Genomic DNA, 20,830 nt, shown 5'->3' with positions numbered 1-20,830 from the left:
TTATCGCAGCGCGCCTTTCGCTTTCAACGCAGCCTGTTTTTCCGGATTGATCCACCACAGATCAAGATAACCCAGCGAATAGGGCGGCAGGTTTTCCGGGTATTCGTACATATCGTAATATGCTGTCCAGTATTCTGCGATGTACCCCACGGGGATTACGAAAAACTCGTACCGCAAGGCGCGATCCAAAGCCATCAACGCCGTGTCCTGATCGGCCTGATTGTCAGTCTCAAAGGACGCCTCGATGATCGCGTCGACCAAGGGGCTGGCCAGACCTGCCGGATTGAACAGGCTAAAGGCCGCTTCTTCCGATCCGTACATCTGGCTCAGACCGCCCCCGGTAGACAAGAACGATCCGTAGCGCGTGGAATAGACCATGTCATAATCCCGCTCGCGGCTGCGCAACGTGTATTGCGCCGGATCCACTTTCTCGGTCGAGGCATCCACCCCGATGGATTGCAGGTTCTGGACATAGGTTTCGATCATCGTTGCGGTCGAGGTCGGCAGGTTTGAAGGATATGGAATTTTTACCTTCAAAGGCCGACCTTCGGCATTGCGACGAATATTGCCTTCGCCGACGGACCAGCCTGCCTCATCCAATATCCTGGCAGCTTTGCGCAGGTTCTTTCGGTCATTCAGGCGTGCAGGGTTTGATTCGTGCGCCACAACAGCGGGTTCCGTCAGGACATCTTCGGGAACGACGTCGCCAAGCGCCTGCAAGAACGCCAGCTCTGCCCCTTTGGGCAGGCCATGCGCCTCGATCGGGGTTCCTTGCGTGAAAGAATTCCGCGGCGTGTTCAGTCCGAACAACAATGACTCGTTCGTCCATTCGAAATTGAAGGCTAGGGCCAGGGCCTTGCGGACATTCTTGTCGGCAAATTGCGGCTTTCCAAGGTTGAAGACAAAGCCCGAAGGTGTCGGCGGGCTGCCATCCGCGATCTCATCCCGAATAACTGTGCCTTCATCCAGCTTTGGGAAATCATACCCGGTCGCCCAAAGCTTGGGATCACTTTCGATCCGGAATGTGTATTCACCCGCCTTGAAACCCTCGAACGCTGCCGTTTGATCGGCGAAATACTCAACCCGGATTGTATCAAAGTTGTTGCGCCCGACATTGAAAGGCAGGTCCTTGCCCCAATAATCGTCCCGGCGTTTGTAAACGATGCGGCGATTGATGTCGTAGCTGTCGAGCTTGTAGGGGCCAGAGCCTACCGCCACTTCCAGCCGCGGTTCATCCAGTCGCCGTGTCTCATCCGCCTCGAACCATGCTTTTGAGAAAACAGGAGTTGAGCCGACGGTTTCGATCAGGCTGCGGCGGGTGACTTCGGGATTGAAGGTAAATTTTACGGTATGGTCATCCAACGCCTCGGCTCCTGTCACCATACGGCCAACGGCCTGCGCATAAGACGGCAGGCCCTGTTCGATGAACAAACGGTGGCTGTAAACAACATCTTCCGCTGTGACAGGCGTGCCATCCCAAAAGGTTGCTTCGGGGCGCAAATGGAAAATGGCATAGTTGCGCCCTTCGTCATATTCCAGACTTTCCGCAACTACGCCGTAATACTGCCCCACACTGTCTTCGGCACTTTCAAACAGACGGTCATATTGCAATGTGGTCAGCGCACCGGCGCGCCCTTTGCGTGAATAGGGGTTGAGAGAATCGAACGTTCCAGAGGCTGCCAGCGAAAGCTCGCCACCCTTGGGGGCGTTGGGATTCACATAATTCAGATGCGAATAATCCGCCGGGTAATCCAGATTTCCGAAATACGAATACCCGTGACTGCGGGTGACGCCTTCATCCAGCGCCTGTGCTGCATGCGGAGCAATCAGAGCGGCGCAGAGCCCCAAAATGCCAACCCATGGCCTTACCTCAAGATCACGTGCAGCAGGCATCAGGGATATCATATTGCTCATCCTCTCGGTCATTGTCACCGTCAATGTCGTAACCGCTAGCTAAAGTGCCAGCACGTGCAGATTCAAGTTTAGAATGCGTGAGCACTTTGTGAAGGTTTCTTCAGACAAAAAAGCCGCTGCGTTGCGGCAGCGGCTTTGAATGGTTCTGATCGGTCAGGCAATCAGTTGCCGATTGTCTGCAGATAGGCAATCACGTCGGCGCGATCCTGCGGCTTTTTCAGGCCGGCAAAGCTCATCGATGTGCCCGAGATATAGCTGCCGGGCTTGGTCAGGAAGGCATCCAGCGCTTCGGGTGTCCAGTTGCCGCCATGCGCCTGCATACCGGCCGAGTAACCGGTGAAGCCGTTGGCCGAGGCGACGGGGCGATTAACCACACCGTACAGGTAAGGGCCGGTGCCGTTTGCGCCGTCTTCCAGCTTGTGGCACGCGGTGCATTTGCGGAACACTTTTGCGCCGCTCTCGACGTCTGCGGCGGCCAGCAGGTCTTCGAAGACCACTTCTTCGCCGTTCGCGCTTTCGCCCGAGCTTTCGGTTTCGATAATGTAGGCGGCCTCAGCCGAGCCATGGCCACCGGAAGAATAGAGGACATCCGCCCCCCACTTGGCCAGAAGCAGCACCAGGAATGTGCCGAACAGGCCTGCGGCGGCCTTGGTTACTGTCATCGTGTCGAACATTGATCGCGAGTCCATTTCAGCTGTCTGGGCAGCTGTCTAAGGCTTCCCCTTGCGAGAGGCAAGGTATAGACACCGCGACGAAACGACCAAATCGCGAACTTGTTGCATGGAATCGACCAAATGACCAATCGCATTGCTTTTCAGGGGGAACCCGGCGCCTACAGTCACGAGGCCTGCCGCAACGCTCGGCCAGATATGGAAGCCCTGCCCTGCCGCACCTTCGAGGATGTGATCGAATCGGTCCGCTCAGGCGATGCGGATCTGGCAATGCTTCCGGTCGAGAACACGACCTATGGGCGGGTGGCCGATATTCACCGGCTGTTACCCCACAGCGGGCTGCATATCATCGATGAGGCCTTTGTCCGGGTTCATATCAACCTTCTTGCCGTGCCGGGTGCAAAACTGGAAGACATAACCGAGGCGCATTCGCATCTGGTGCTGCTGCCGCAATGTGCGGGTTTCCTTAAGGAACACGGCATCCGCGGCCGCGTCAGCCCCGATAACGCCCGCGCCGCTCGCGAAGTGGCCGAGGAAGGCAATCCGCATTCAGCCGCGCTGGCCAGTGAGCTGGCCGGTGAGATCTATAACCTGAACGTTCTGGCCCGCCATATCGAGGATAATGACGACAATACGACCCGCTTTCTTGTCATGTCGCGCGAAACGGATTTGTCCCGCCGGGGCGATCATGGGATGATCACCAGCTTTGTGTTTCAGGTCCGCAACATCCCTGCTGCGCTTTACAAAGCGATGGGCGGGTTTGCCACCAATGGGATCAACATGACCAAGCTGGAAAGCTATATGGTCGACGGCTCCTTTACCGCGACGCAGTTTTACGCGGATATCGTCGGGCATCCCGAAGACCGCAACGTGCAGCTGGCCATGGACGAGCTTGAGCATTTCACGACAAATGTCGAGGTTCTGGGCGTCTATCCGGCAGCACATCCGCGTGGATAATCACGGTTCACGACGGCATTCCTTTGGGCTTGTTTGGATGTTGCCCGTTTTTCGAAGCTGTTTGCAATGCCGGTGGCTCCCAATGTCCCGCGCCGCTGCGCCTGGAATCGTCGCTCTCTAGCGGTTAATCCGGTAGACCTTTGACACAGACCCATCTTGCGTGCGGTAGGTCCGGAAACCCATGGCTTCGTAGTAGGCCAGACCTTCGGTATTGCCTGCGCCAATTGTTGCATCGATAGCAGGGAGACTATGCGCGCGGGCCGCGTCCAGAGTGTGCGCGAAAAGTGCGCGCCCGATCCCAAGCCGGGCGGCTGATGGTCGGATATGGGTTCCAATCACGCCCCACCCGACTGACACGTCGTAGGGGTGGTTTTCGACCGCATATTTCAGGGATTGGAACCCAAGCACGTGACCATTCGGGTCCGTGGCGATTGTACACCGTATTTGATCCGGGTGGCGAACATAGTGCCTTAGGGCAAAATCGACATCGTGGGCTTTGCGCCGCTTGCCAACCAAGACCAGATCGTGAAGAACGCCAGCGATCCCTTCGGCATCGCATTCGGATGCGGGTTTGAAACTCAGGTGGTCCGGGCCCATCGCACCTGCCGTGCGATCATGTGTCTTACCCGCCATGCAGGTACCTTTGCTCCAACTCGCGTGCGAATTCGCTGAGACGCACCTGGAACTGTTTGCGAAATCTGGATTGCCCCAGCTTCATGGATTGCAACAGCAACCGTGCCGGCAGGGACTTGGCGGCGAGTGACATTTCTACGCTCAGGCGCGTCCGGCGCGGGGACAGGGCCAGAAAATCCACGGTCGTGAACCCGGTAATGCCCTTGCTGGCAGCGTCAAATCGCATTTGCGAAGGCCTGTCGAAATCCGTCATCACCACCGACATCTGACGCGGCTTTCCGCGCAGCTTGAACTCCGTATTCCATTCGGTTCCGGCCGTCACCGCTGTGCCACCGCCCAAACGGCGCACATCGATGCCACGGCGCATTGCCATACGCTCGAATCGTTCAAAATCCGACACCATGTCGAATACCGATTGGATGGGGGCCTCGATATCTTCGCGCGCTGAAAACTGCATAATGACCTTTGCTGTTTTATTGCTGAGCTAATGTTTCCTCAGTCCAGAGTATCTGCAAGCCAGTTCTGAAGCAGAAAATGAGCGATTGCCCCTTTGCGCGCTGGCAATAGCCTAGGATGATCACCGGCAAAGGCCTGCATCATTTCGGATTTGCTGACCCACATCGCCTCTTCTATCTCGACCGGGTCGATCACGATGTCGCGTGACAGCGCCTCACCCGCACATCCAAACATCAATGAGGCCGGGAACGGCCAGGGCTGGCTGGACAGGTACGAAACCGCACCTACCGGCACGCCCGCCTCTTCCATCACTTCGCGGCGCACTGCTGCCTCAAGCGTTTCGCCGGGCTCAACAAATCCCGCCAGCAAGGAGAACATCCCGTCAGGCCAGCCCGGAGACCGGCCCATCAGCACGCTGTCACCATGCGTGATCAACATGATCACAACCGGATCGGTGCGCGGAAAGTGCTGCCCGCCACAGGACCGGCAACTGCGCTGCCATCCCCCCTGCGACACCTCGCTGGCGGCACCACATCGGGCACAGAAGCGATGCGTTTCATGCCAGCCGATTATTGCCTTTGACGTTGCCGCCAGTTCCGCGTCGCGCGCCGACAGCCGTGTCATGATCCGGCGCAGTTCGGCAAACACGTGGCCTTGCGGTAAATCCGGGTGTTGTTGTTCGGACTTGTCCACGAACGCGCCCAGACTGGTCAGATCCAGCCCCTCGGCTGTCCATGCGGAAATATCAACGGCAAACACGGGGGCGCTGTCAGCGCTCAGACCCAAAAACACCGGGGATTCAATGACGCCGCCGGGACCATTGCTGATCAGCGGATGCGTCATTGGGATCATGGCAAGCTGGTCCAGCCCCTCACCCTGTACCAGCAGTTTTCCACGCCACAGCAAGATACAGCGGGCGGCCGGGTTGTGCATCGCCTCGGTCAGCTTGTCCGCATCTCCGCGATACTGCGCCGCCCGATCAAGGCCCGACCCTCCGAAGGTTACCTGCTCTGCGTTTTTCATTGGATTTCCTTTTGATCTTGCGCACAGGGCTGCCACGTCTCGGCTTGTGTTGCAATGGCTATTCAGGCGTAGAAAATCCACCACCCTGCCGCTGAAAAGCCGCATGGTGGCCTCGGAAAAATCATCTAGAGTGAATTTTGATGGATTTAATCAATACACACATTCAATAGCAGAATACTCAAAGTGAAGATCCCCTTCTCGACGCAGGTACAGCCCATTGGTGACAGTGGGAAAATTCGCATTCTGGCCACAACCGACCTGCATATGAACCTGACCGGTTTTGACTATCACACCGACACGCCAGACCAGACGATTGGATTGACAAGCACCGCCAACCTGATCCGCACAGCCCGGCAAGAGGCCAAGGACGCGCTGGTGCTGATGTTTGACAACGGGGATTCGTTGCAGGGAACCCCAATGGGCGATTGGGCAGCAAAAAGTGGCACTGCCCATCCGATGATGAAGGCATTCGAAGCCCTGGATTATGACGCGATCGGGCTGGGCAACCATGATTTCGGGTTCGGACTGGCGACATTGGACAACATCCTGACGCAAGCCCCCTGCCCGGTTATTTGCAGCAACCTGTATCGCACGCGCGGACCTCAGCCCTGGCAGCGGCATATCGTTCTGAACCGCACTGTGTCTTTGAACGGTAAAGACATTCCTGTTCGCATCGGCATCTTCTCGGTTCTTCCGCCGCAAACGGCCTGTTGGGAGGCACATAATCTGGATGACGATATCGTCGTCGAGGATATCCTGGTTGCGGCAAAGTCCCTGACGCAGACATTGCGCGACAAGGGGTGTGATATCATCGTCGCGCTTGCTCATTCCGGCCTTGGGGGCAGCGAACCGGTGGCGGGGATGGAAAACGCCGTGATACCCTTGGCCGCGATCAAAGGCATCGATGCCATTGTGGCCGGGCATACTCACCTGACACTTCCAGGAGAGGGCCATGCCAATACCCCGATGGTCGATCACCTGACGGGGCTGGTACATGGAACACCCGTTGTCATGCCGGGATCAGCGGGCTCTTACCTGGGGGTTATCGATTTGGCCGTGACCGCCGGGCCGGACGGCAAAGTGCAAATCCGGGATTGCTGCGTCGAACTGCGCCCGGTTATCAGCAACGGCACAGCCGTCGGGGAAGACAGTGAAATTGCGGGCTTGTGTGAGGTGGCACATCGTATGACCCGTCAATCCGTTGCCGCACCGGTGGCACATATCCCGGATACATTGCACAGCTATTTCAGTTGCTGTGCGCCGGATCGCGGGCTGACCCTTGTAGCTGCGGCGCAAGCCGCCGCACTGCGCCCGTTTTTGCAGGGACCAGACCTGGCGGATCTGCCGATTTTGTCGGTTGTTTCGCCTGCCAAATCCGGCGGACGCTCAGGCCCGCGCCATTATACCGAGGTACCCGCCGGAGAAATATGTTTGCGCCATGTCGCGGATCTGCATGTGTTTCCCAACGAGTTGCGTGCAATCCGGATCAGCGGCGCGCATTTGCTGGACTGGTTGGAGATGTCGGCCAGCGTATTCAACCAGTTAAAGCCCGGTTCCGAACCCGAGCTGATCAACCCTGAACGGGCCGGATACAATTTCGACATCGTGTTTGGACTGTCTTATCAGATCGATCCCACGCGGCCGCCTCGTTACGATGCGCAGGGGAAAATAATCCGCCCCGACCAAAAGCGGATCAGCGATCTGACATATGCAGGCCGTCCCGTACGACCGGAGCAGATGTTCGTTATGGCGCTGAACAATTACCGCGCCAGCGGAGGCGGGCATTTCCCGCATGCGACAACGTCTGAGCTGATCAGCCTGCCACCGCTGAGCATCAAGGACCTTGTGCAGGTTTACCTGGCGCAGCACCTTCCGCCCGACCCGATCGCCACGCAGCCCTACCCGTTCTCGCTGATGCCGCAACGGGGCGTGACAACAATTCTTCGCACAGGTCCGGGTGCCCTGAAATATCTGGATGAGTTGCACAGGTTCGATCCCGTGTCGCTGGGCTCGGATGGCAGGGGATTTGAACGCATTCGCCTGACGCTCTGATGGGTTGTCTTTTCCCGATGCCTTCCCTATATCTCGGACTCGAGAGGTTGGCGCGGGCGAGCGCCTCGCCAACCTGGTCAGGTCCGGAAGGAAGCAGCCACAACGAGCCCCGCTTGGGTCGATGTCCAACCTCTCACTTCGTGAACCACAGCCGCAGGAGGGCTTTATGATTGTAGTGAAAACCCTTCGGGCAGACTGGTTCTGATTCACCGGAATCACCGGACTGCCTGAACACACGACCTGCGGATGCGCGATTGCCATCCGTTGGCATTGCTGTTTCTGAAAACAGGCAGATAAATGTCTTATACGCTTTCGGACCTGGGATGGTCCTCTCACTTTGCCGCGCAACACGCGGCTTTTCCTTCCGACACGCCCTTTCGCGTTACCTCGGTTCATCGGGACCGTCTGATCGGGCTGAGCCCGAATGGTGAAATCCCTTTGCTGACACCGGATAGTCCGACCGGTTCATATGCCGTCGGGGATTGGATTCTTGCGGACGCCGAATACCGCGTACGTCGCCTTCTGGACCGGCGCAGCCTGCTGCAACGCAGGGCTGCCGGTACAGGTGCCACAACACAACTGATTGCCGCTAATGTCGATGTGTTGTTCATCGTCAGCTCGTGCAACGCCGATTTCAACCTGCCTCGGCTGGAACGTTATCTGGCGCTGGCGCATCAGGCCGGATGTTATCCGGTCGTCGTCCTGACGAAAGCTGACCAGTCGGATGACCCCGGCAGTTTCTCGGGACAAGTGCAATCTCTGGACCCTTTTCTGTCGGTGCTGGCGATCAATGCGCTGGACCCGGCAGATGTCGAAAAGGTTCTGGCATGGTGCCCCAAAGGCCAGACCGGCGCGCTGGTCGGGTCGTCGGGCGTAGGCAAAACGACGCTCAGCAACGCCATGACGGATCAAAACCTCGCCACGTCTGGAATTCGCGAAGACGACGCACGGGGCAGACACACGACAACGGTGCGCGCGTTGCACGGGATGGGTAACGGTGGCTGGCTGATCGACACGCCGGGAATGCGCGCACTGCGTTTGCTGGACGCTCAGGACGGGATCGACAACGTGTTCTCGGACATCACGGAGCTTGGCCAAAGCTGTCGCTTTTCGGATTGTCAGCACGAGACCGAGCCCGGCTGTACCGTGCAGAACGCAATCGACGAAGGCGTTCTTGATCCGGCGCGGCTGGACCGTTGGCGCAAGCTGCGGCGTGAAGATCAGCGAAACTCGGAAACCGTTGCCCAATCGCGGGCGCGGGACAAGGCGTTCGGCAAGATGGTGCGCGGTGTCATGCAGGACAAGAAACTTCGCAAACGGCCATAACTGCAAGGTGTTAGGAAAACCTGCGTCGCGTCTGATCAGGCGATCAGGCGCGGCCAGACCGCTGCATTGCGACGGGCAAATGCTCCGATATGGCCTATTTCCGGCAGTCCGAATTCAGCAGGCTTCAGAAGGTGGCGTCTGGCCTCGGGGCCGTACAGATCGGCAAGGCGCCAAACTGCCTCGGGCGGAGCCATCTGGTCATCTTCGAACGTGAACAGATCCACAGGTGTTCCAGAACTGCCCCAATGCGCATCAGGCAAATTCTGCCCGATCTCGGGAATGTAGCTAAGAGGTGCTGTACACCATTTGCGCCATTGCCAGTAGACCGAGGCGGGCAGGTCCGAACCAAACCCGATCGCTTTGCCGGGCAGATACCCAAGCGCCCGCACCATCAGCGGTGCATGGCCATACCAGAACAGCCCTGCCAACCCCCGATAGGGCCATGGGTGATCTTTCAAAGTCACCAGCCCCGAACACACACCGATCATTCGGTCGATCTGGTCGATATCCGGCTGCACCGGCCCCAGCATCGCACCGACCGAATGGCCGATGGTCCACTGCTGCGCCTTTGGAAACCGCCTGCGCATTTCGGCCCGTGCCGCTGGCATGTCGATCAACGCCCAATCCGCCATTGTTGCAGTTGCGTCTTTCAGGCGGCCGACCAAAGAAAGCCCGTAGTCCCGATAGTCATAGGTCAGGCAAGCTATCCCCCGCTCGGTAGCCAGCCATCGCGCAAAGTGTTGATAATAGTCACGCGGCACACCCGTGGCACTGTTAAATACGACAACGGTTTCCGGCTCACCCACTGGCCGGTACAGCCGCGCCGACAAGGGCACGGACCCTGACGGAAAGCGGAAATCTTCGATCAACACCGTCTGTTCCGTATCCAACATGATCCCCGGCTTTCGCTGAAACAATGGTTTGCCTGCCTTCGATGCCGACGAAACTAAGCCGGAACGTAAACCGCATCCAGCATGACCAAACGTCCGGCCTAAAGATCGGCTTGACTCGGAACGCGATCAGGCGCTAGCGGTTGTGTGATGGTTTCCGGCCCCCACAAGAGGTCGGGATGAAAAGGGAACACGGTGCGGTTTGTCTGGTCACACAGATATCAACCAAGTCCGCGACTGCCCCCGCAACTGTAAGCGGTAAGCAATGCCGAAATACCACTGGCCCATGGGCTGGGAAGGTCGGCAGAGCAATGACCCGCAAGTCAGGAGACCTGCCATCGGAACTGAAACCGAAACTCGGGCGGGGTGTCCGGGCAGGTCCTGACAGCCAGATGCTGTCCCACCTGCCCCAATATCCAGCCCACCACGCGCGGAGGGCGCAGGATGATCTGGAAGACAAAATCACACGAATACAGCGCAACTGTGTGCCAGCGGACGGGCAAAACCTGCCCGGCTTTGGCGCGACTGGCCCGCTCGATTTCCGAAGCCATGGCGCAGGCGGTTTCGGCCACCAGCGAGGATTTCGAATTTGAAGGCAACAGCGCGCTGTCACATTGCGCAGAAGGGTGCATGGCAACGATCCGAGCGCGATCCGACAGCGTTCGCGTTTTCTGCGGGGCGCACCCTGATACAGCAATTCGGGGCCTGGATGCCTATGCCGATTTGATCTTCGGACCTAAATTCAGAACGCTGCCCGCGGGCATTGTCGCGAACCCGCCTTGCGCCATGATCGAGGTTTCAACGATCCGACCCCCGAAATCCGGTTACGCACCCCAGCAGCTTTCAGCTTGATCCCACTTCCACCTGTGCCGGCGTGATCCGGGACGCCCAGGCCAGCTGCGCATCGGTTTCGACAACGCACGGGCGTACGGCCCGCAGGCGGTTCAGTGCGTCACTGGCGCGTTCACCGCATTCAACCATCAGTCGCAGAACAATCATCCCGGACCTGCCGCACCCCCCACGGCAGTGCACTAGGACCCGGCCACCACCCGACAGTGCATGTCGGGCCGTGGCGCTGACCTCTGGCCAGGCCTTCTGAACCGCTTGCGTTGGCGCTCCAAAATCTTCGATCGGCAGGTGAACCCACCGGCTGGCCCGGCTTTGGATGTCGCTGCCAAAGTGCTGCGCGCCATCCTGAAGCATTTCGACATCCGTCGTCATTGAAATCACAAGGCCCGGTTTCCACGCCGCAATCGTATCCAGATCGGTGGCGTAATCCCCGCCACGACCGGGCATTGAAGTAAGGGCAAGCGTCCCGCCTCCGACCTGCAGAGCAAAGATGACCAACTGCGACATGAAGTGCGTCCTCCCCCAAGGTACTCTTTAAGAAATGAGTCATTAAATCCGCTGGTCCAGTTTAGTTGGAAACCAGCCCGTTCCTGAAACAAAAAATCATCGCGCCCCACAGTGGACGCGGACTGCCGCCGCCACTACGCTGTGCCGAAGCACCGAATCCGAGCGAGAAGACATGACAGACACGCCCAGCCCCGCCTATCAGGTTCTCGCCCGCAAATACCGCCCGGAAACCTTTGCCGACCTGGTGGGTCAAGATGCTATGGTGCGCACCCTAAAAAACGCCTTCGAGGCCGACCGGATTGCGCAGGCCTTTATCATGACCGGCATTCGCGGAACGGGAAAAACCACCACGGCGCGGATCATCGCCAAAGGCATGAACTGCATCGGGCCGGATGGAACCGGAGGGCCGACAACCGAGCCTTGCGGTCAGTGCGAGCATTGCGTCGCAATCATGGAAGGTCGCCATGTCGATGTGATGGAAATGGATGCGGCCAGCCGTACCGGCGTCAACGATATCCGCGAGATCATCGACAGTGTCCGCTATCGCGCCGCCAGTGCACGCTACAAGATCTACATCATCGACGAGGTTCACATGCTCTCGACCAGCGCATTCAACGCGCTGCTCAAGACGCTCGAGGAACCGCCCGCACATGTGAAATTCATCTTCGCGACCACCGAGATTCGCAAAGTGCCGGTCACGGTTCTGTCGCGGTGTCAGCGCTTTGACCTGCGCCGGATCGAGCCCGAAGACATGATCGGTCTGCTGCGCAAGATCGCCGGGGCCGAGGGCGCGCAGATCGCCGACGACGCACTGGCGCTGATCACCCGCGCTGCAGAAGGGTCGGCCCGCGACGCGACCTCACTGCTGGATCAGGCAATTTCACACGGGGCTGGCGAGACGACCGCCGATCAGGTCCGTGCGATGCTGGGTCTGGCGGATCGTGGTCGCGTTCTGGACCTGATGGACATGATCCTGCGCGGTGACGCGGCAGGGGCGCTTACTGAACTGAGCGGGCAATATGCGGAAGGCGCGGACCCTCTGGCCGTGCTGCGCGATCTGGCCGAAATCACGCATTGGGTGTCCGTCGTAAAGATCACACCTGACGCGGCCGAAGACCCGACGGTTTCCCCCGACGAACGCACACGGGGCCAGCACATGGCCGAGGCTTTGCCGATGCGGGTTCTGACCCGGATGTGGCAGATGCTGCTGAAGGCGCTGGAAGAAGTCTCTGCGGCGCCCAACGCGATGATGGCCGCCGAGATGGCCGTTATCCGGCTGACGCATGTCGCTGATTTGCCCAGCCCCGAAGAGCTGATCAAACGGCTGCAAGACACCCCGCCTCCGCCTCCCGGCGGGCCGGGCGGAGGCATGTCAATATCCCGACAGGCCCCGGTGGCAACGCAATCCAACGGGGCCCCGCCTGCCTATACATCGCCCCCGCGCGGAGCGGGTGGCGCACCGGTTGCCGCACTGTCGCAGGATGCACAGACGGCCCTGGCCCGCTATCCAACCTTCGGGCATGTGGTGGAACTGATCCGCACAAACCGCGATGTGAAACTGCTTGTCGAGGTGGAAAGCGGCGTGCGCCTTGTGTCGTATCAGCCCGGCCGGATCGAATTCACCCCGACGCCTCAGGCACCGTCGGATTTGGCGTCGCGATTGGGCTCTGCCCTGCAACGATGGACCGGCAATCGGTGGGCCGTCTCCATTGTCTCGGACGGAGATGCGGCGACCATTGCGGAAGTGCGGGACCGGGCCGAACTTGCCCTGAAAGCCGAGGCCGAAGAACACCCGCTGGTTCAGGCCGTGCTGACGCAATTCCCCAAGGCAAAGATCATTCGGATCGAAACACCGGAGCAGCGCGCCGCCAAGGTTGAGACCGAGGCCCTTCCCGAGGTCGAAGATGAATGGGACCCCTTCGAAGAGGACTAACCCCTCAGCCCGCAGGTCCACGCCTCAAGAAACCGGCATACTCACGCCCCTCCACCATGCAACTGAGGGAGGGAATGCGGGCGGATAAATGATCAGTCCGCGACGCTCTGATCTGGACAGGCGGGAGACCTCTTGTGCCGCCTGCCTGCGGTCCGTATTTAGAACCAAACAGAAACACAGGAGACGACTGATGCTGAAAGGACTCGGCGGGCTTGGCGGTCTGGGCGACATGGCCAAGATGATGAAATCCGCACAAGACCTGCAAACCAAGATGACCGAAATGCAGGAAGAACTGAACAACATGATGGTTGTCGGCGAATCCGGTGCAGGACTGGTCAAGGCAACAGCTACAGCCAAGGGTGAACTCAAGGGGCTGGACATTGATCCGTCGATCTTCAACGGCGACGACAAGGAAGTGGTCGAAGACCTGATCCTGGCCGCGATCAAGGACGCTCAGGCCAAAGCTGCCGAACGTTCACAGGAAGAGATGGGCAAGCTGACCGAAAGCATGGGCCTGCCCAAAGACATCAAGCTACCGTTCTAAGCTTCATCTTTTCCCAAATACTCCCGCCGGAGGCTCCCTCCGGCGCAAAGCAGGACAGGCCATGGGAACGAACAGCGAAATCGACAATCTGATCGACCTGATGGCCAAACTGCCGGGGCTGGGCCCGCGCTCGGCCCGCCGCGCGGTGCTGCACCTGATCCGCAAACGCGCCTTGCTGCTGACGCCCCTGTCAGACGCCATGCAGCAAGTGGCCGTCACCGCCCGCGAATGCCTGAATTGCGGCAACGTAGGCACCACCGATATCTGTGACATCTGCAATAGTGAGGCCCGAGCGACCGGAGAGCTGTGCGTGGTCGAGGACGTCGCCGACCTCTGGGCGATGGAGCGGTCAGGCGTCTTCAAAGGCCGCTATCACGTGCTGGGTGGCACGCTGTCTGCACTGGACGGGGTCGGCCCGGACGAGCTGCGCATTCCCCGCCTCAAGGATCGGGTCTTGGCCGAAGGGATCACCGAAGTGATCCTTGCCCTGAACGCCACCGTCGACGGCCAGACCACCGCCCATTACATCGCCGATCAGCTGGAAGGACAGGTGCGCCTGACCTCACTGGCGCAAGGCGTGCCCATCGGCGGAGAGTTGGATTATCTGGATGACGGAACGATCACGGCGGCGCTCAGGGCGCGTAAGGAACTTTAGGTCAGCATCTGTAAATCAACGTCCTTAATAAAAAGTCAGCAAGAACGGCATCTCCAACGGTATTCAATTCAGGTACACATCTTGAACAAGTATCCAGATCTTTTTGTACTGCGACACGGCGAAACCGAATGGAACACACTGGGGAGGTTCCAAGGGCGCAAGAATTCCCCGTTGACGGAAATCGGCAAGTCTCAGGCCCTAAAGCAAAATGAGATACTCAGGCGAATACCGAATGCACCGTCGCGCGTTTTTGTCAGCCCGCAAGAGAGAGCAATGCATACCGCCCGCTTGGCAACAACGCCTCATCATGAGTTGATACATGATGAACGGCTTATGGAAATCGCGTTTGGGCAATGGGAAGGCGCAACGCGTGATTTCATCCGAGAGCAAATCGATTGTTCCTATGAAAGCTTTCATTGGTTCTTCCGCAGCCCGGGTGGAGAAAGCTTCGATGATATCTGCGGTAGAGTAGACTCATTTCTGAAGGAACAAGATGAACCTGCGATCATAGTAACCCACGGCGTCACGTCTTTGGTGCTAAGAGGGCTTTGGTTGGGTCTCGATCTGGACAAATTGCTACAGCTACCGCGAACTCAGGGTTGCGTGTTTCATCTTTCAAACGGAGTTGAAACCATAGTGACCTGAACAAATTGTTTGGGTTCGGAACTCATGCTGTACTCATCATCGTTGTCAGAACAGTCACGTTGATAAAAAAGCGACTTTGGATGACCATGGAACTACTCTAAGGATAGGTAAATTCAGCGATTATTTTGGAGCCGCCTATGACCCGCCTTCTCGCCTTCACCCTCGCCGCCTTCACTGCAACCGCTGCCCTGTCGCAGGACCTTGTGGACAAGGGCTTCGTCGAAGGCTGGAACATCATGATGGACCCCGCGCTTGGGAACGGGTGTCTGATCCAGACGGTGTATCAGGATCTCTCGGTGGTCAGGCTGGGTTACGACGCGTTGGGCAATCGCGGGTATTTCGCCGTGTACAACAAAGCCTGGGGCGACATTAAGCAAGGTGAGAGCTATCCCATCCGGTTCGAACTGGACGGCAAGAGCTTTGATGCCACCGCTATCGGGTTCAATGAACGCAAAGTGCCCGGTGCGACGGTGTTTTTTACCGACCGGAATTTCGTCACCGCGATTGCCCAGAACAAGACGATGACAGTTTACAATCCCGCAGGCGAGGTGGTGATGGCGATTGATCTGAAAGGCACCGCCAAGGCGCTGGACTATGCGCGGGACTGCCAGAACAAAAAGCTTTAACGAATCGGATCGAACAGCGCGTCCTTGGCGGTGCAGTCGCGAATTACATCGCGGCCGCATGGCACCGGATCAAGGTCGCGCGACAGGCATAGGCGGACCTCTTCGATATAGCCCTGTTTGCAGGTGACCGTGATCATATCGCGCTCCAGCTCTGGATTGGCTTTCAAAAACGCATCCTCGACCACCGAAGCCGGCAGTTTGACGGATGCGTCCAGTTTGCGGAAGACCTGCGGGCGTTCGACAGCATCATAGGCACGCCGGGACAGGGCGAAATAGTCGGGCGCAGATAGCCCCGAACAGGTGCCGTGTTTCTTCCACTGATGCCATGCAAGGCCCGCACTGCCCTGAATATCTTCCATTTCCCGCGTCATGCGGCGTGTCGGCGGTGCCTCGGGCGAGCGGCAGAAGGATGGCCAGCCCTGATGAAATTGCGGCCAGAGCCCGTGCAGGATCCATCCGTGGTCGTGCCGGTCGTCGCATTGGTCTGACCCGCGTGCGTCCCCTTCGCGGGCGCACCAATTGGGCGACCAGCTAAGCGACAGGACGTAATAGTCGAACTCACCTGCTTTTTCACCTTCGGCCAGCGCTGCCATCGCGCTGAAGACCCACAATACGACCCAGCGCATTCGCCTCTTCCCTTCTTGCTGCGTGGCGACTATATACGGGCCAAGTTCCCCGACAACGGAAACCTGCCCCAAGACCAAGGGGCCGCCGAATTCCGGCGACGGGAAAGATGTATGTATAGGAGACGGGCTGATGGCAAAACCGCTTATGGCCAAGGCAACCGCCGTATGGCTGGTGGACAACACCACGATCAGCTTCAAGCAGATCGCGGATTTCGTAGGGATGCACGAACTGGAAGTGCAGGGTATCGCTGATGGCGATGTGGCCACAGGCGTAAAGGGCTTTGACCCGATCGCAAACAACCAGCTGACCCAGGATGAGATCGACGCCGCGCAGAACAACCCGCTGCACAAGCTGAAGCTCAAGTTCAACCCGGCGGCATCCGGCGAAGAAAAGCGCCGTGGCCCGCGTTATACCCCGCTGTCCAAGCGTCAGGACCGTCCGAACTCGATCCTGTGGCTGGTCAAGTTCCACCCCGAACTCAGCGATGGCCAGATCGCCAAGCTGGTTGGCACCACCAAGCCGACCATCCAGTCGATCCGCGAGCGCACCCACTGGAATATCTCGAACATGCAGCCGATCGACCCGGTTGCGCTGGGCCTGTGCAAACAGTCCGAACTGGATGCGATCGTGCAGAAGGCCGCAGCCAAGAAAGCGGCCGAAGGCGGCGTGATGAGCGATGACGAGCGTCGCAAGCTGGTTTCGACCGAGCAGTCGCTCGAAATGGATGCCGCGCCGAAAATCCCGACCGCGATCGAAGGTCTGGAGACCTTCTCGCTGTCCGAGGATCGGTCGGATGAAAAAGACGACGAGCCTGTTATCGACGCCGACAGTTTCTTCAACCTGCCCAAAGGCGGGGCGGATGATGAAGACGAGGATGATCCTCGTCTGTAACAGACAATCAGCCCCGGTCGGAACGGCTGGGGCTTTTTTGACGGACTTGTCATGCTGAGCATTCTTTCTGCGATTTTCGGCCCGCACCGCGCCGTAACGATCTACGCCTTTCTCAGGACATGGGGGCTGGGTCTGGCGGGTGGTGTTGTCATGATCGCCATCGTCACCACCTTGTTTCTGCTGGGGGACGAAGGCGAACACGAGCACGAGGCTTTCCTGATCGTACCGGTTCTGTCCGCAACCCCGGTGAACGGGGACCTGAAGAACGGCGTCGTAGCCTCGGTTCGCTTGCCCGATGGATCGGCCACGTCGATTACGTCGACCGAGTCGCAGATTTCACAAACCGTTGGAACGACGGCCTGCGTGGAAAAACGCATCTACGTCAAAAGCGGCGAAGCCCGGTATCGGTTCAAACTGCCCCGTCTCTGCGAATCCGGTTGATCGAAATTTCAGACAAAACAAGGCCGCCCGATGCTGACACCGGGCGGCTTTTTCGTTCATACCACCTGAAAGATGATGCCTGCGACTATTGCGCCCCCCACACCAAGGCTCAGGTAGGCGGCAAACACGCGCGGTTTGACCAATGACCAGACTGCGGCCATCGCCGGTATGGAACTGACGGCACCCGCAACCATGAACGACATCGCAGCTCCCGCGGTCATGCCCTGATCGATCAGACCCGCCAGCAGCGGCGGCGCGACGTAAGAGTTCAGATAGGCCGGCATCCCCACCAGCGCGGCGACAATGATCGGCAGCACGCCTTCTCCGCCAACGACGCCAGCGATCAGGTCCGCAGGCACATAGTTGACCAACAAAGCTTCGAGCACATAGGCCAGCGCCAGCCACTTCAGCAGGAACAGCCCGTTGTGCACGAATTCCGAACGGAACCGAACGCGACGCTCGGGCTCTTGCCAGAACTTCCAGACCGGCGTGTCATCCGCTTTCGGACCACATCCACAACACCCGGCAGGTTTGTATTCGCGCAAGGGCTGCGCAAACGCCCCCTGCCGCATCAGTAACCGAACCGCGAACCCGCCGAACAGGCCAAGCGCAACGGCGGCAACCGCCTTACCGATGGCAAAGGGCCATCCCAGCGCGGCAGCCGTAATCAAAAGCGTCGGCGGGTCGATCAACGGCGAGCTGAGCCAGAACGCCATCACGGCCGACAGCGGCGCTCCGAGTGCAAGCAAGCCCGCAATAAAGGGAATGACTTCGCAAGAACAAAATGGTGCAAGTCCGCCGAACAGGGCGGCCAGAAAGATCATCCGGGTCTCGCGCCCTTCAAATGCGCGCGCCACCATCACCTCAGCCCCGGTTGCCTTGAGATATGACAACAGAAGCACGGCAAACAGGATGTATTGTCCTGTATGCGCCAAGGCCCTGACTGCAAAACTCGCAACCTCACGCAGGTTGCCGGGGTCGAGAACGGCCACCGCCACAAGAATGGCGACAATCAATGCCCAGGGTGTCTTGATCATCTCAAGCGCACCTTTGGCGGTCAGTCGGGGCGATTGCGTCAATTCAGCCATCGTTGGCCGCCTTTCCAACCGCGTCAGCGCAGCATTCGCTAAGAATGAACTGCGCCAGCGTCTTCAATTCGTCATAACAGGCCCGGTTGATCGTGGTGCGACCGATCTTTTCCTGCTCGACCACACCTCCGGCTGCAAGAAACCGCAGGTGGTGCGCCAAAGTCGACGGGGCAATCCCCGTCCGGTTCTGGATTTCGCCAACGGTCAGACCGGCATCACCAGCCCGCACTAGCGTCTTGAGGACTTTCAACCGGGCTTCCGAGCCCATGGCGGAAAATCCGGCAGCAGCAGTTTCCCACATGAGCTGCCTCCATTAAACTAGATTTATAGTTTTGTAGTTTCACAAAGGACCCTGGTCAACCCACCTTGGGAAAATTTTCAATGACACTGTAAGTCCAGATTGCCCCTGCCTTAAGTCCAACCTATAAGCAGGCATGGGGATATCGGTCGAAACATTCTTTCTTGAGCTCAACGGTCAGGGCACGTTGCAGGCCCAGATCCAGCAGATGATTGCCGAGGGCATTCTGTCCGGTCGCTTTCACGTGGGGGAAAAACTGCCATCCTCGCGAAAGCTGGCCGCACATCTGGGTGTCAGCCGCATAACGGTGACGCTTGCCTATACCGAGTTGCTGGCCAATGATTATCTGATGGCAAAGGGCCGGTCAGGATATTACGTCTCGCAAAACGCACCGGTTCCGCCCAAATACTCGCCCGTGCAGCGCGGCACGGAATCTGTCGACTGGGACAGGGCATTGGCGCGCCGCTTTCTGGACAGCGACGTCCTGCCGAAACCCAGCAATTGGCGCGAATACCGCTATCCGTTCATCTACGGTCAGGCCGACCGAACCCTGTTTGATCACGCCAACTGGAGATTATGCGCGGTTCGCGCATTGGGGCACAAAGACTTCGATTCGCTGACAGGGGATTACGTGGATCAGGATGATCCGTTGCTAATCGAATTCATCGCGCGCCACACCCTGCCGCGCCGTGGTATCGCCGCCCGCCCCGAAGAGATCTTGATCACCCTGGGCGCGCAGAACGCGCTTTGGCTGGCCTCACGCATCTTGCTGACACACAAACGCACGGCCGTAATCGAAGATCCCTGCTACTACGCGCTGCGAAGCCTTTTGAACCACTGGGACTGCGCTGTGACCCCCCTGAGCGTCGATCGCGACGGCTTGCCACCAGAAGCGATCCCCGACGAAGCAGATGTCATCTTTACCACCCCCAGCCATCAAAGCCCGACAACCGCGACGATGCCGATCGACCGCCGCAACAAGCTACTGGATCGGGCACGCGATCTGGATGCAATGGTTGTCGAGGACGACTATGAATTCGAAATGGCCTTTCGCAGCGCACCTTCGCCTGCACTCAAGTCCATGGATCGGGATGGGCGCGTGATTTACGTCGGCAGTTTTTCCAAGTCGCTGTTTCCGGGATTGCGGCTTGGATACATGGTCGGATCCGAGCCTTTCATCCGCGAAGCTCGTGCTCTTCGCTCGTTGGTCCTGCGCCACCCTCCGGGTCATATTCAGCGCACGGCAGCGTATTTTCTGTCATTGGGCCATTACGACGCGCAGATCCGACGTATGTCGAAAGCCCTGCAAGAGCGGCGCGATGCGATGGACAAAGCCATCGAAGAAAGCGGGCTCACAGTGGCTGGACGGGGCGTAATGGGTGGCTCATCAATGTGGATGTCGGCCCCCGAGCACGTCAACACAACGCAGCTTGCGCTAAAGCTGCAGAACCAGGGTGTTCATATCGAACCGGGTGCTCCGTTTTTCTCGGGGCCCGACAGGCCGCAGAATTTCTACCGCCTCGGGTACTCTTCTATTTCGACCAACCGCATAGGCCCCGGCGTCGAACTGATCGCGGATGCCATCCGGTCTGCCTGAGATCGCACTGGACATATTCCGCAGACGCGTCTGGCCCTAACGCAGGTCGCACCCTTACGCCAAAACCATATCAACCCCCGGGTCCCGGTGCCCGGTTTTCTCACTCTTGCTTGGAGAACACCCCTATGAAGATGACGACGGAAGAGGCCTTTGTTAAGGTTTTGCAGATGCATGGTATTGAGCATGCGTTTGGGATCATTGGCTCTG

At 58.6% G+C, this 20,830-nt stretch carries 22 protein-coding genes, 1 other RNA gene and 1 riboswitch; of the genes, 13 read left to right on the top strand and 10 right to left on the bottom strand.

All coding sequences use genetic code 11. From position 1 onward, the window contains the following. Together ACR0BZ_RS17510 and ACR0BZ_RS17505 are read right to left on the bottom strand one after the other, a co-directional pair. The gene (locus tag ACR0BZ_RS17510) at positions 1 to 1,905 is read right to left on the bottom strand and encodes an extracellular solute-binding protein (RefSeq protein WP_480920878.1); all 1,905 of its coding nucleotides are present in this window, start codon (positions 1,903 to 1,905) and stop codon (positions 1 to 3) included. Positions 1,906 to 2,075: 170 nt separating this feature from the next. Then, a complete protein-coding gene (locus tag ACR0BZ_RS17505) occupies positions 2,076 to 2,588 on the bottom strand; it encodes a c-type cytochrome (RefSeq protein ID WP_480920891.1) in 513 nt (170 codons plus the stop codon). A gap of 120 nt (positions 2,589 to 2,708) precedes the next feature. Between ACR0BZ_RS17505 and ACR0BZ_RS17500 the strand changes: the two genes are divergently transcribed. After that, on the top strand, positions 2,709 to 3,542 hold the full coding sequence (locus ACR0BZ_RS17500) for a prephenate dehydratase (protein WP_209507731.1): 834 nt from the start codon (positions 2,709 to 2,711) through the stop codon (positions 3,540 to 3,542). 117 nt (positions 3,543 to 3,659) lie between these two features. On the opposite strand, the gene ACR0BZ_RS17495 is transcribed toward ACR0BZ_RS17500, so the two are convergent. Genes ACR0BZ_RS17495 through nudC form a run of 3 tightly spaced genes read right to left on the bottom strand, consistent with a single transcriptional unit; the run spans position 3,660 to position 5,654 of the window. Then, complete coding sequence (locus ACR0BZ_RS17495) at positions 3,660 to 4,175, bottom strand: N-acetyltransferase family protein (RefSeq protein WP_480920877.1); 516 nt, start codon at positions 4,173 to 4,175, stop codon at positions 3,660 to 3,662. After that, positions 4,165 to 4,632: an SRPBCC family protein gene (locus ACR0BZ_RS17490; RefSeq protein WP_480484680.1), complete on the bottom strand. Its 468-nt coding sequence runs from the start codon at positions 4,630 to 4,632 to the stop codon at positions 4,165 to 4,167. The genes ACR0BZ_RS17495 and ACR0BZ_RS17490 overlap by 11 nt, the downstream gene beginning before the upstream one ends. A gap of 38 nt (positions 4,633 to 4,670) precedes the next feature. Continuing rightward, positions 4,671 to 5,654 carry an NAD(+) diphosphatase gene (gene nudC / locus ACR0BZ_RS17485; protein WP_480920876.1) on the bottom strand — a complete coding sequence of 328 codons (984 nt, stop codon included), beginning with the start codon at positions 5,652 to 5,654 and terminating at the stop codon, positions 4,671 to 4,673. Positions 5,655 to 5,837: 183 nt separating this feature from the next. Between nudC and ACR0BZ_RS17480 the strand changes: the two genes are divergently transcribed. The 3 genes from ACR0BZ_RS17480 (at position 5,838) to rsgA (ending at position 9,032) form a co-directional block, all read left to right on the top strand. Continuing rightward, positions 5,838 to 7,706 carry a bifunctional 2',3'-cyclic-nucleotide 2'-phosphodiesterase/3'-nucleotidase gene (locus ACR0BZ_RS17480; protein WP_480920875.1) on the top strand — a complete coding sequence of 623 codons (1,869 nt, stop codon included), beginning with the start codon at positions 5,838 to 5,840 and terminating at the stop codon, positions 7,704 to 7,706. 40 nt (positions 7,707 to 7,746) lie between these two features. Next, an RNA gene (gene ffs, locus ACR0BZ_RS17475) (signal recognition particle sRNA small type) lies at positions 7,747 to 7,845 on the top strand. Between the two features lie 158 nt (positions 7,846 to 8,003). Further along, the gene (gene rsgA / locus ACR0BZ_RS17470) at positions 8,004 to 9,032 is read left to right on the top strand and encodes a ribosome small subunit-dependent GTPase A (RefSeq protein ID WP_480488868.1); all 1,029 of its coding nucleotides are present in this window, start codon (positions 8,004 to 8,006) and stop codon (positions 9,030 to 9,032) included. 35 nt (positions 9,033 to 9,067) lie between these two features. Here the strand turns inward: rsgA and ACR0BZ_RS17465 are convergent, their stop codons facing one another. Then, positions 9,068 to 9,925 carry an alpha/beta hydrolase family protein gene (locus ACR0BZ_RS17465; protein WP_480920874.1) on the bottom strand — a complete coding sequence of 286 codons (858 nt, stop codon included), beginning with the start codon at positions 9,923 to 9,925 and terminating at the stop codon, positions 9,068 to 9,070. 132 nt (positions 9,926 to 10,057) lie between these two features. After that, a riboswitch (cobalamin riboswitch) is annotated at positions 10,058 to 10,276 on the top strand. A gap of 90 nt (positions 10,277 to 10,366) precedes the next feature. Between ACR0BZ_RS17465 and ACR0BZ_RS17460 the strand changes: the two genes are divergently transcribed. Then, complete coding sequence (locus tag ACR0BZ_RS17460) at positions 10,367 to 10,774, top strand: hypothetical protein (RefSeq protein WP_480920873.1); 408 nt, start codon at positions 10,367 to 10,369, stop codon at positions 10,772 to 10,774. Here the strand turns inward: ACR0BZ_RS17460 and ACR0BZ_RS17455 are convergent. Further along, positions 10,766 to 11,278 (bottom strand): protein-tyrosine phosphatase family protein, encoded by a 513-nt coding sequence (locus tag ACR0BZ_RS17455; protein ID WP_480920872.1) that lies wholly within the window; start codon positions 11,276 to 11,278, stop codon positions 10,766 to 10,768. The genes ACR0BZ_RS17460 and ACR0BZ_RS17455 overlap by 9 nt on opposite strands. A 172-nt stretch (positions 11,279 to 11,450) precedes the next feature. On the opposite strand from ACR0BZ_RS17455, the gene ACR0BZ_RS17450 reads away from it, so the two are divergent. The 5 genes from ACR0BZ_RS17450 to ACR0BZ_RS17430 all read left to right on the top strand — a co-directional run bounded on the left by ACR0BZ_RS17450 (position 11,451) and on the right by ACR0BZ_RS17430 (position 15,681). Further along, a complete protein-coding gene (locus ACR0BZ_RS17450) occupies positions 11,451 to 13,211 on the top strand; it encodes a DNA polymerase III subunit gamma/tau (protein WP_480920871.1) in 1,761 nt (586 codons plus the stop codon). Positions 13,212 to 13,401: 190 nt separating this feature from the next. Further along, positions 13,402 to 13,755 (top strand): YbaB/EbfC family nucleoid-associated protein, encoded by a 354-nt coding sequence (locus ACR0BZ_RS17445; protein WP_209507712.1) that lies wholly within the window; start codon positions 13,402 to 13,404, stop codon positions 13,753 to 13,755. A gap of 61 nt (positions 13,756 to 13,816) precedes the next feature. Continuing rightward, complete coding sequence (recR, locus tag ACR0BZ_RS17440) at positions 13,817 to 14,410, top strand: recombination mediator RecR (RefSeq protein WP_480920870.1); 594 nt, start codon at positions 13,817 to 13,819, stop codon at positions 14,408 to 14,410. A gap of 81 nt (positions 14,411 to 14,491) precedes the next feature. Further along, positions 14,492 to 15,055, top strand: a complete 564-nt coding sequence (locus tag ACR0BZ_RS17435) for a histidine phosphatase family protein (RefSeq protein WP_480920869.1) — start codon at positions 14,492 to 14,494, stop codon at positions 15,053 to 15,055. Between the two features lie 137 nt (positions 15,056 to 15,192). Further along, a complete protein-coding gene (locus ACR0BZ_RS17430; protein ID WP_267363615.1) occupies positions 15,193 to 15,681 on the top strand; it encodes a hypothetical protein in 489 nt (162 codons plus the stop codon). Here ACR0BZ_RS17430 and ACR0BZ_RS17425 read toward each other — a convergent pair. Then, on the bottom strand, positions 15,678 to 16,307 hold the full coding sequence (locus ACR0BZ_RS17425; protein WP_480920868.1) for a ribonuclease T2 family protein: 630 nt from the start codon (positions 16,305 to 16,307) through the stop codon (positions 15,678 to 15,680). The genes ACR0BZ_RS17430 and ACR0BZ_RS17425 overlap by 4 nt on opposite strands. Before the next feature lie 130 nt (positions 16,308 to 16,437). On the opposite strand from ACR0BZ_RS17425, the gene ACR0BZ_RS17420 reads away from it, so the two are divergent. Together ACR0BZ_RS17420 and ACR0BZ_RS17415 are read left to right on the top strand one after the other, a co-directional pair. Then, positions 16,438 to 17,199, top strand: a complete 762-nt coding sequence (locus tag ACR0BZ_RS17420) for a DUF1013 domain-containing protein (protein ID WP_209507702.1) — start codon at positions 16,438 to 16,440, stop codon at positions 17,197 to 17,199. A 51-nt stretch (positions 17,200 to 17,250) separates the two neighbouring features. After that, positions 17,251 to 17,640: a hypothetical protein gene (locus tag ACR0BZ_RS17415; RefSeq protein WP_267363610.1), complete on the top strand. Its 390-nt coding sequence runs from the start codon at positions 17,251 to 17,253 to the stop codon at positions 17,638 to 17,640. Positions 17,641 to 17,696: 56 nt separating this feature from the next. On the opposite strand, the gene ACR0BZ_RS17410 is transcribed toward ACR0BZ_RS17415, so the two are convergent. Beyond that, the gene (locus tag ACR0BZ_RS17410; protein ID WP_480920867.1) at positions 17,697 to 18,728 is read right to left on the bottom strand and encodes a permease; all 1,032 of its coding nucleotides are present in this window, start codon (positions 18,726 to 18,728) and stop codon (positions 17,697 to 17,699) included. Beyond that, positions 18,721 to 19,029 (bottom strand): ArsR/SmtB family transcription factor, encoded by a 309-nt coding sequence (locus tag ACR0BZ_RS17405; protein ID WP_480920866.1) that lies wholly within the window; start codon positions 19,027 to 19,029, stop codon positions 18,721 to 18,723. The genes ACR0BZ_RS17410 and ACR0BZ_RS17405 overlap by 8 nt, the downstream gene beginning before the upstream one ends. A 133-nt stretch (positions 19,030 to 19,162) precedes the next feature. Here ACR0BZ_RS17405 and pdxR point away from each other — a divergent pair, with 133 nt between their 5' ends. Further along, entirely contained in the window at positions 19,163 to 20,623 is a 1,461-nt protein-coding gene (gene pdxR / locus ACR0BZ_RS17400; protein WP_480920865.1) for a MocR-like pyridoxine biosynthesis transcription factor PdxR, read from the top strand. The last annotated feature ends 207 nt before the right edge of the window (positions 20,624 to 20,830 follow it).

This window comes from Ruegeria sp. P8 (assembly GCF_056534665.1).
Note: the sequence above shows the minus strand (reverse complement) of the source record. Positions and strands in the feature narration are given on the sequence as shown.

Excerpts from the sequence above, each read along its gene's own strand:
- ACR0BZ_RS17510 (WP_480920878.1), bottom strand. The coding sequence starts at position 1,905 with ATGATATCCCTGATGCCTGCTGCACGTGATCTTGAGGTAAGGCCATGG.
- ACR0BZ_RS17505 (WP_480920891.1), bottom strand. The coding sequence starts at position 2,588 with ATGTTCGACACGATGACAGTAACCAAGGCCGCCGCAGGCCTGTTCGGC.
- ACR0BZ_RS17500 (WP_209507731.1), top strand. The coding sequence starts at position 2,709 with ATGACCAATCGCATTGCTTTTCAGGGGGAACCCGGCGCCTACAGTCAC.
- ACR0BZ_RS17495 (WP_480920877.1), bottom strand. The coding sequence starts at position 4,175 with ATGGCGGGTAAGACACATGATCGCACGGCAGGTGCGATGGGCCCGGAC.
- ACR0BZ_RS17490 (WP_480484680.1), bottom strand. The coding sequence starts at position 4,632 with ATGCAGTTTTCAGCGCGCGAAGATATCGAGGCCCCCATCCAATCGGTA.
- nudC (WP_480920876.1), bottom strand. The coding sequence starts at position 5,654 with ATGAAAAACGCAGAGCAGGTAACCTTCGGAGGGTCGGGCCTTGATCGG.
- rsgA (WP_480488868.1), top strand. The coding sequence starts at position 8,004 with ATGTCTTATACGCTTTCGGACCTGGGATGGTCCTCTCACTTTGCCGCG.
- ACR0BZ_RS17465 (WP_480920874.1), bottom strand. The coding sequence starts at position 9,925 with ATGTTGGATACGGAACAGACGGTGTTGATCGAAGATTTCCGCTTTCCG.
- ACR0BZ_RS17460 (WP_480920873.1), top strand. The coding sequence starts at position 10,367 with ATGATCTGGAAGACAAAATCACACGAATACAGCGCAACTGTGTGCCAG.
- ACR0BZ_RS17455 (WP_480920872.1), bottom strand. The coding sequence starts at position 11,278 with ATGTCGCAGTTGGTCATCTTTGCTCTGCAGGTCGGAGGCGGGACGCTT.
- ACR0BZ_RS17450 (WP_480920871.1), top strand. The coding sequence starts at position 11,451 with ATGACAGACACGCCCAGCCCCGCCTATCAGGTTCTCGCCCGCAAATAC.
- ACR0BZ_RS17445 (WP_209507712.1), top strand. The coding sequence starts at position 13,402 with ATGCTGAAAGGACTCGGCGGGCTTGGCGGTCTGGGCGACATGGCCAAG.
- recR (WP_480920870.1), top strand. The coding sequence starts at position 13,817 with ATGGGAACGAACAGCGAAATCGACAATCTGATCGACCTGATGGCCAAA.
- ACR0BZ_RS17430 (WP_267363615.1), top strand. The coding sequence starts at position 15,193 with ATGACCCGCCTTCTCGCCTTCACCCTCGCCGCCTTCACTGCAACCGCT.
- ACR0BZ_RS17425 (WP_480920868.1), bottom strand. The coding sequence starts at position 16,307 with ATGCGCTGGGTCGTATTGTGGGTCTTCAGCGCGATGGCAGCGCTGGCC.
- ACR0BZ_RS17420 (WP_209507702.1), top strand. The coding sequence starts at position 16,438 with ATGGCAAAACCGCTTATGGCCAAGGCAACCGCCGTATGGCTGGTGGAC.
- ACR0BZ_RS17415 (WP_267363610.1), top strand. The coding sequence starts at position 17,251 with ATGCTGAGCATTCTTTCTGCGATTTTCGGCCCGCACCGCGCCGTAACG.
- ACR0BZ_RS17410 (WP_480920867.1), bottom strand. The coding sequence starts at position 18,728 with ATGGCTGAATTGACGCAATCGCCCCGACTGACCGCCAAAGGTGCGCTT.
- ACR0BZ_RS17405 (WP_480920866.1), bottom strand. The coding sequence starts at position 19,029 with ATGTGGGAAACTGCTGCTGCCGGATTTTCCGCCATGGGCTCGGAAGCC.
- pdxR (WP_480920865.1), top strand. The coding sequence starts at position 19,163 with ATGGGGATATCGGTCGAAACATTCTTTCTTGAGCTCAACGGTCAGGGC.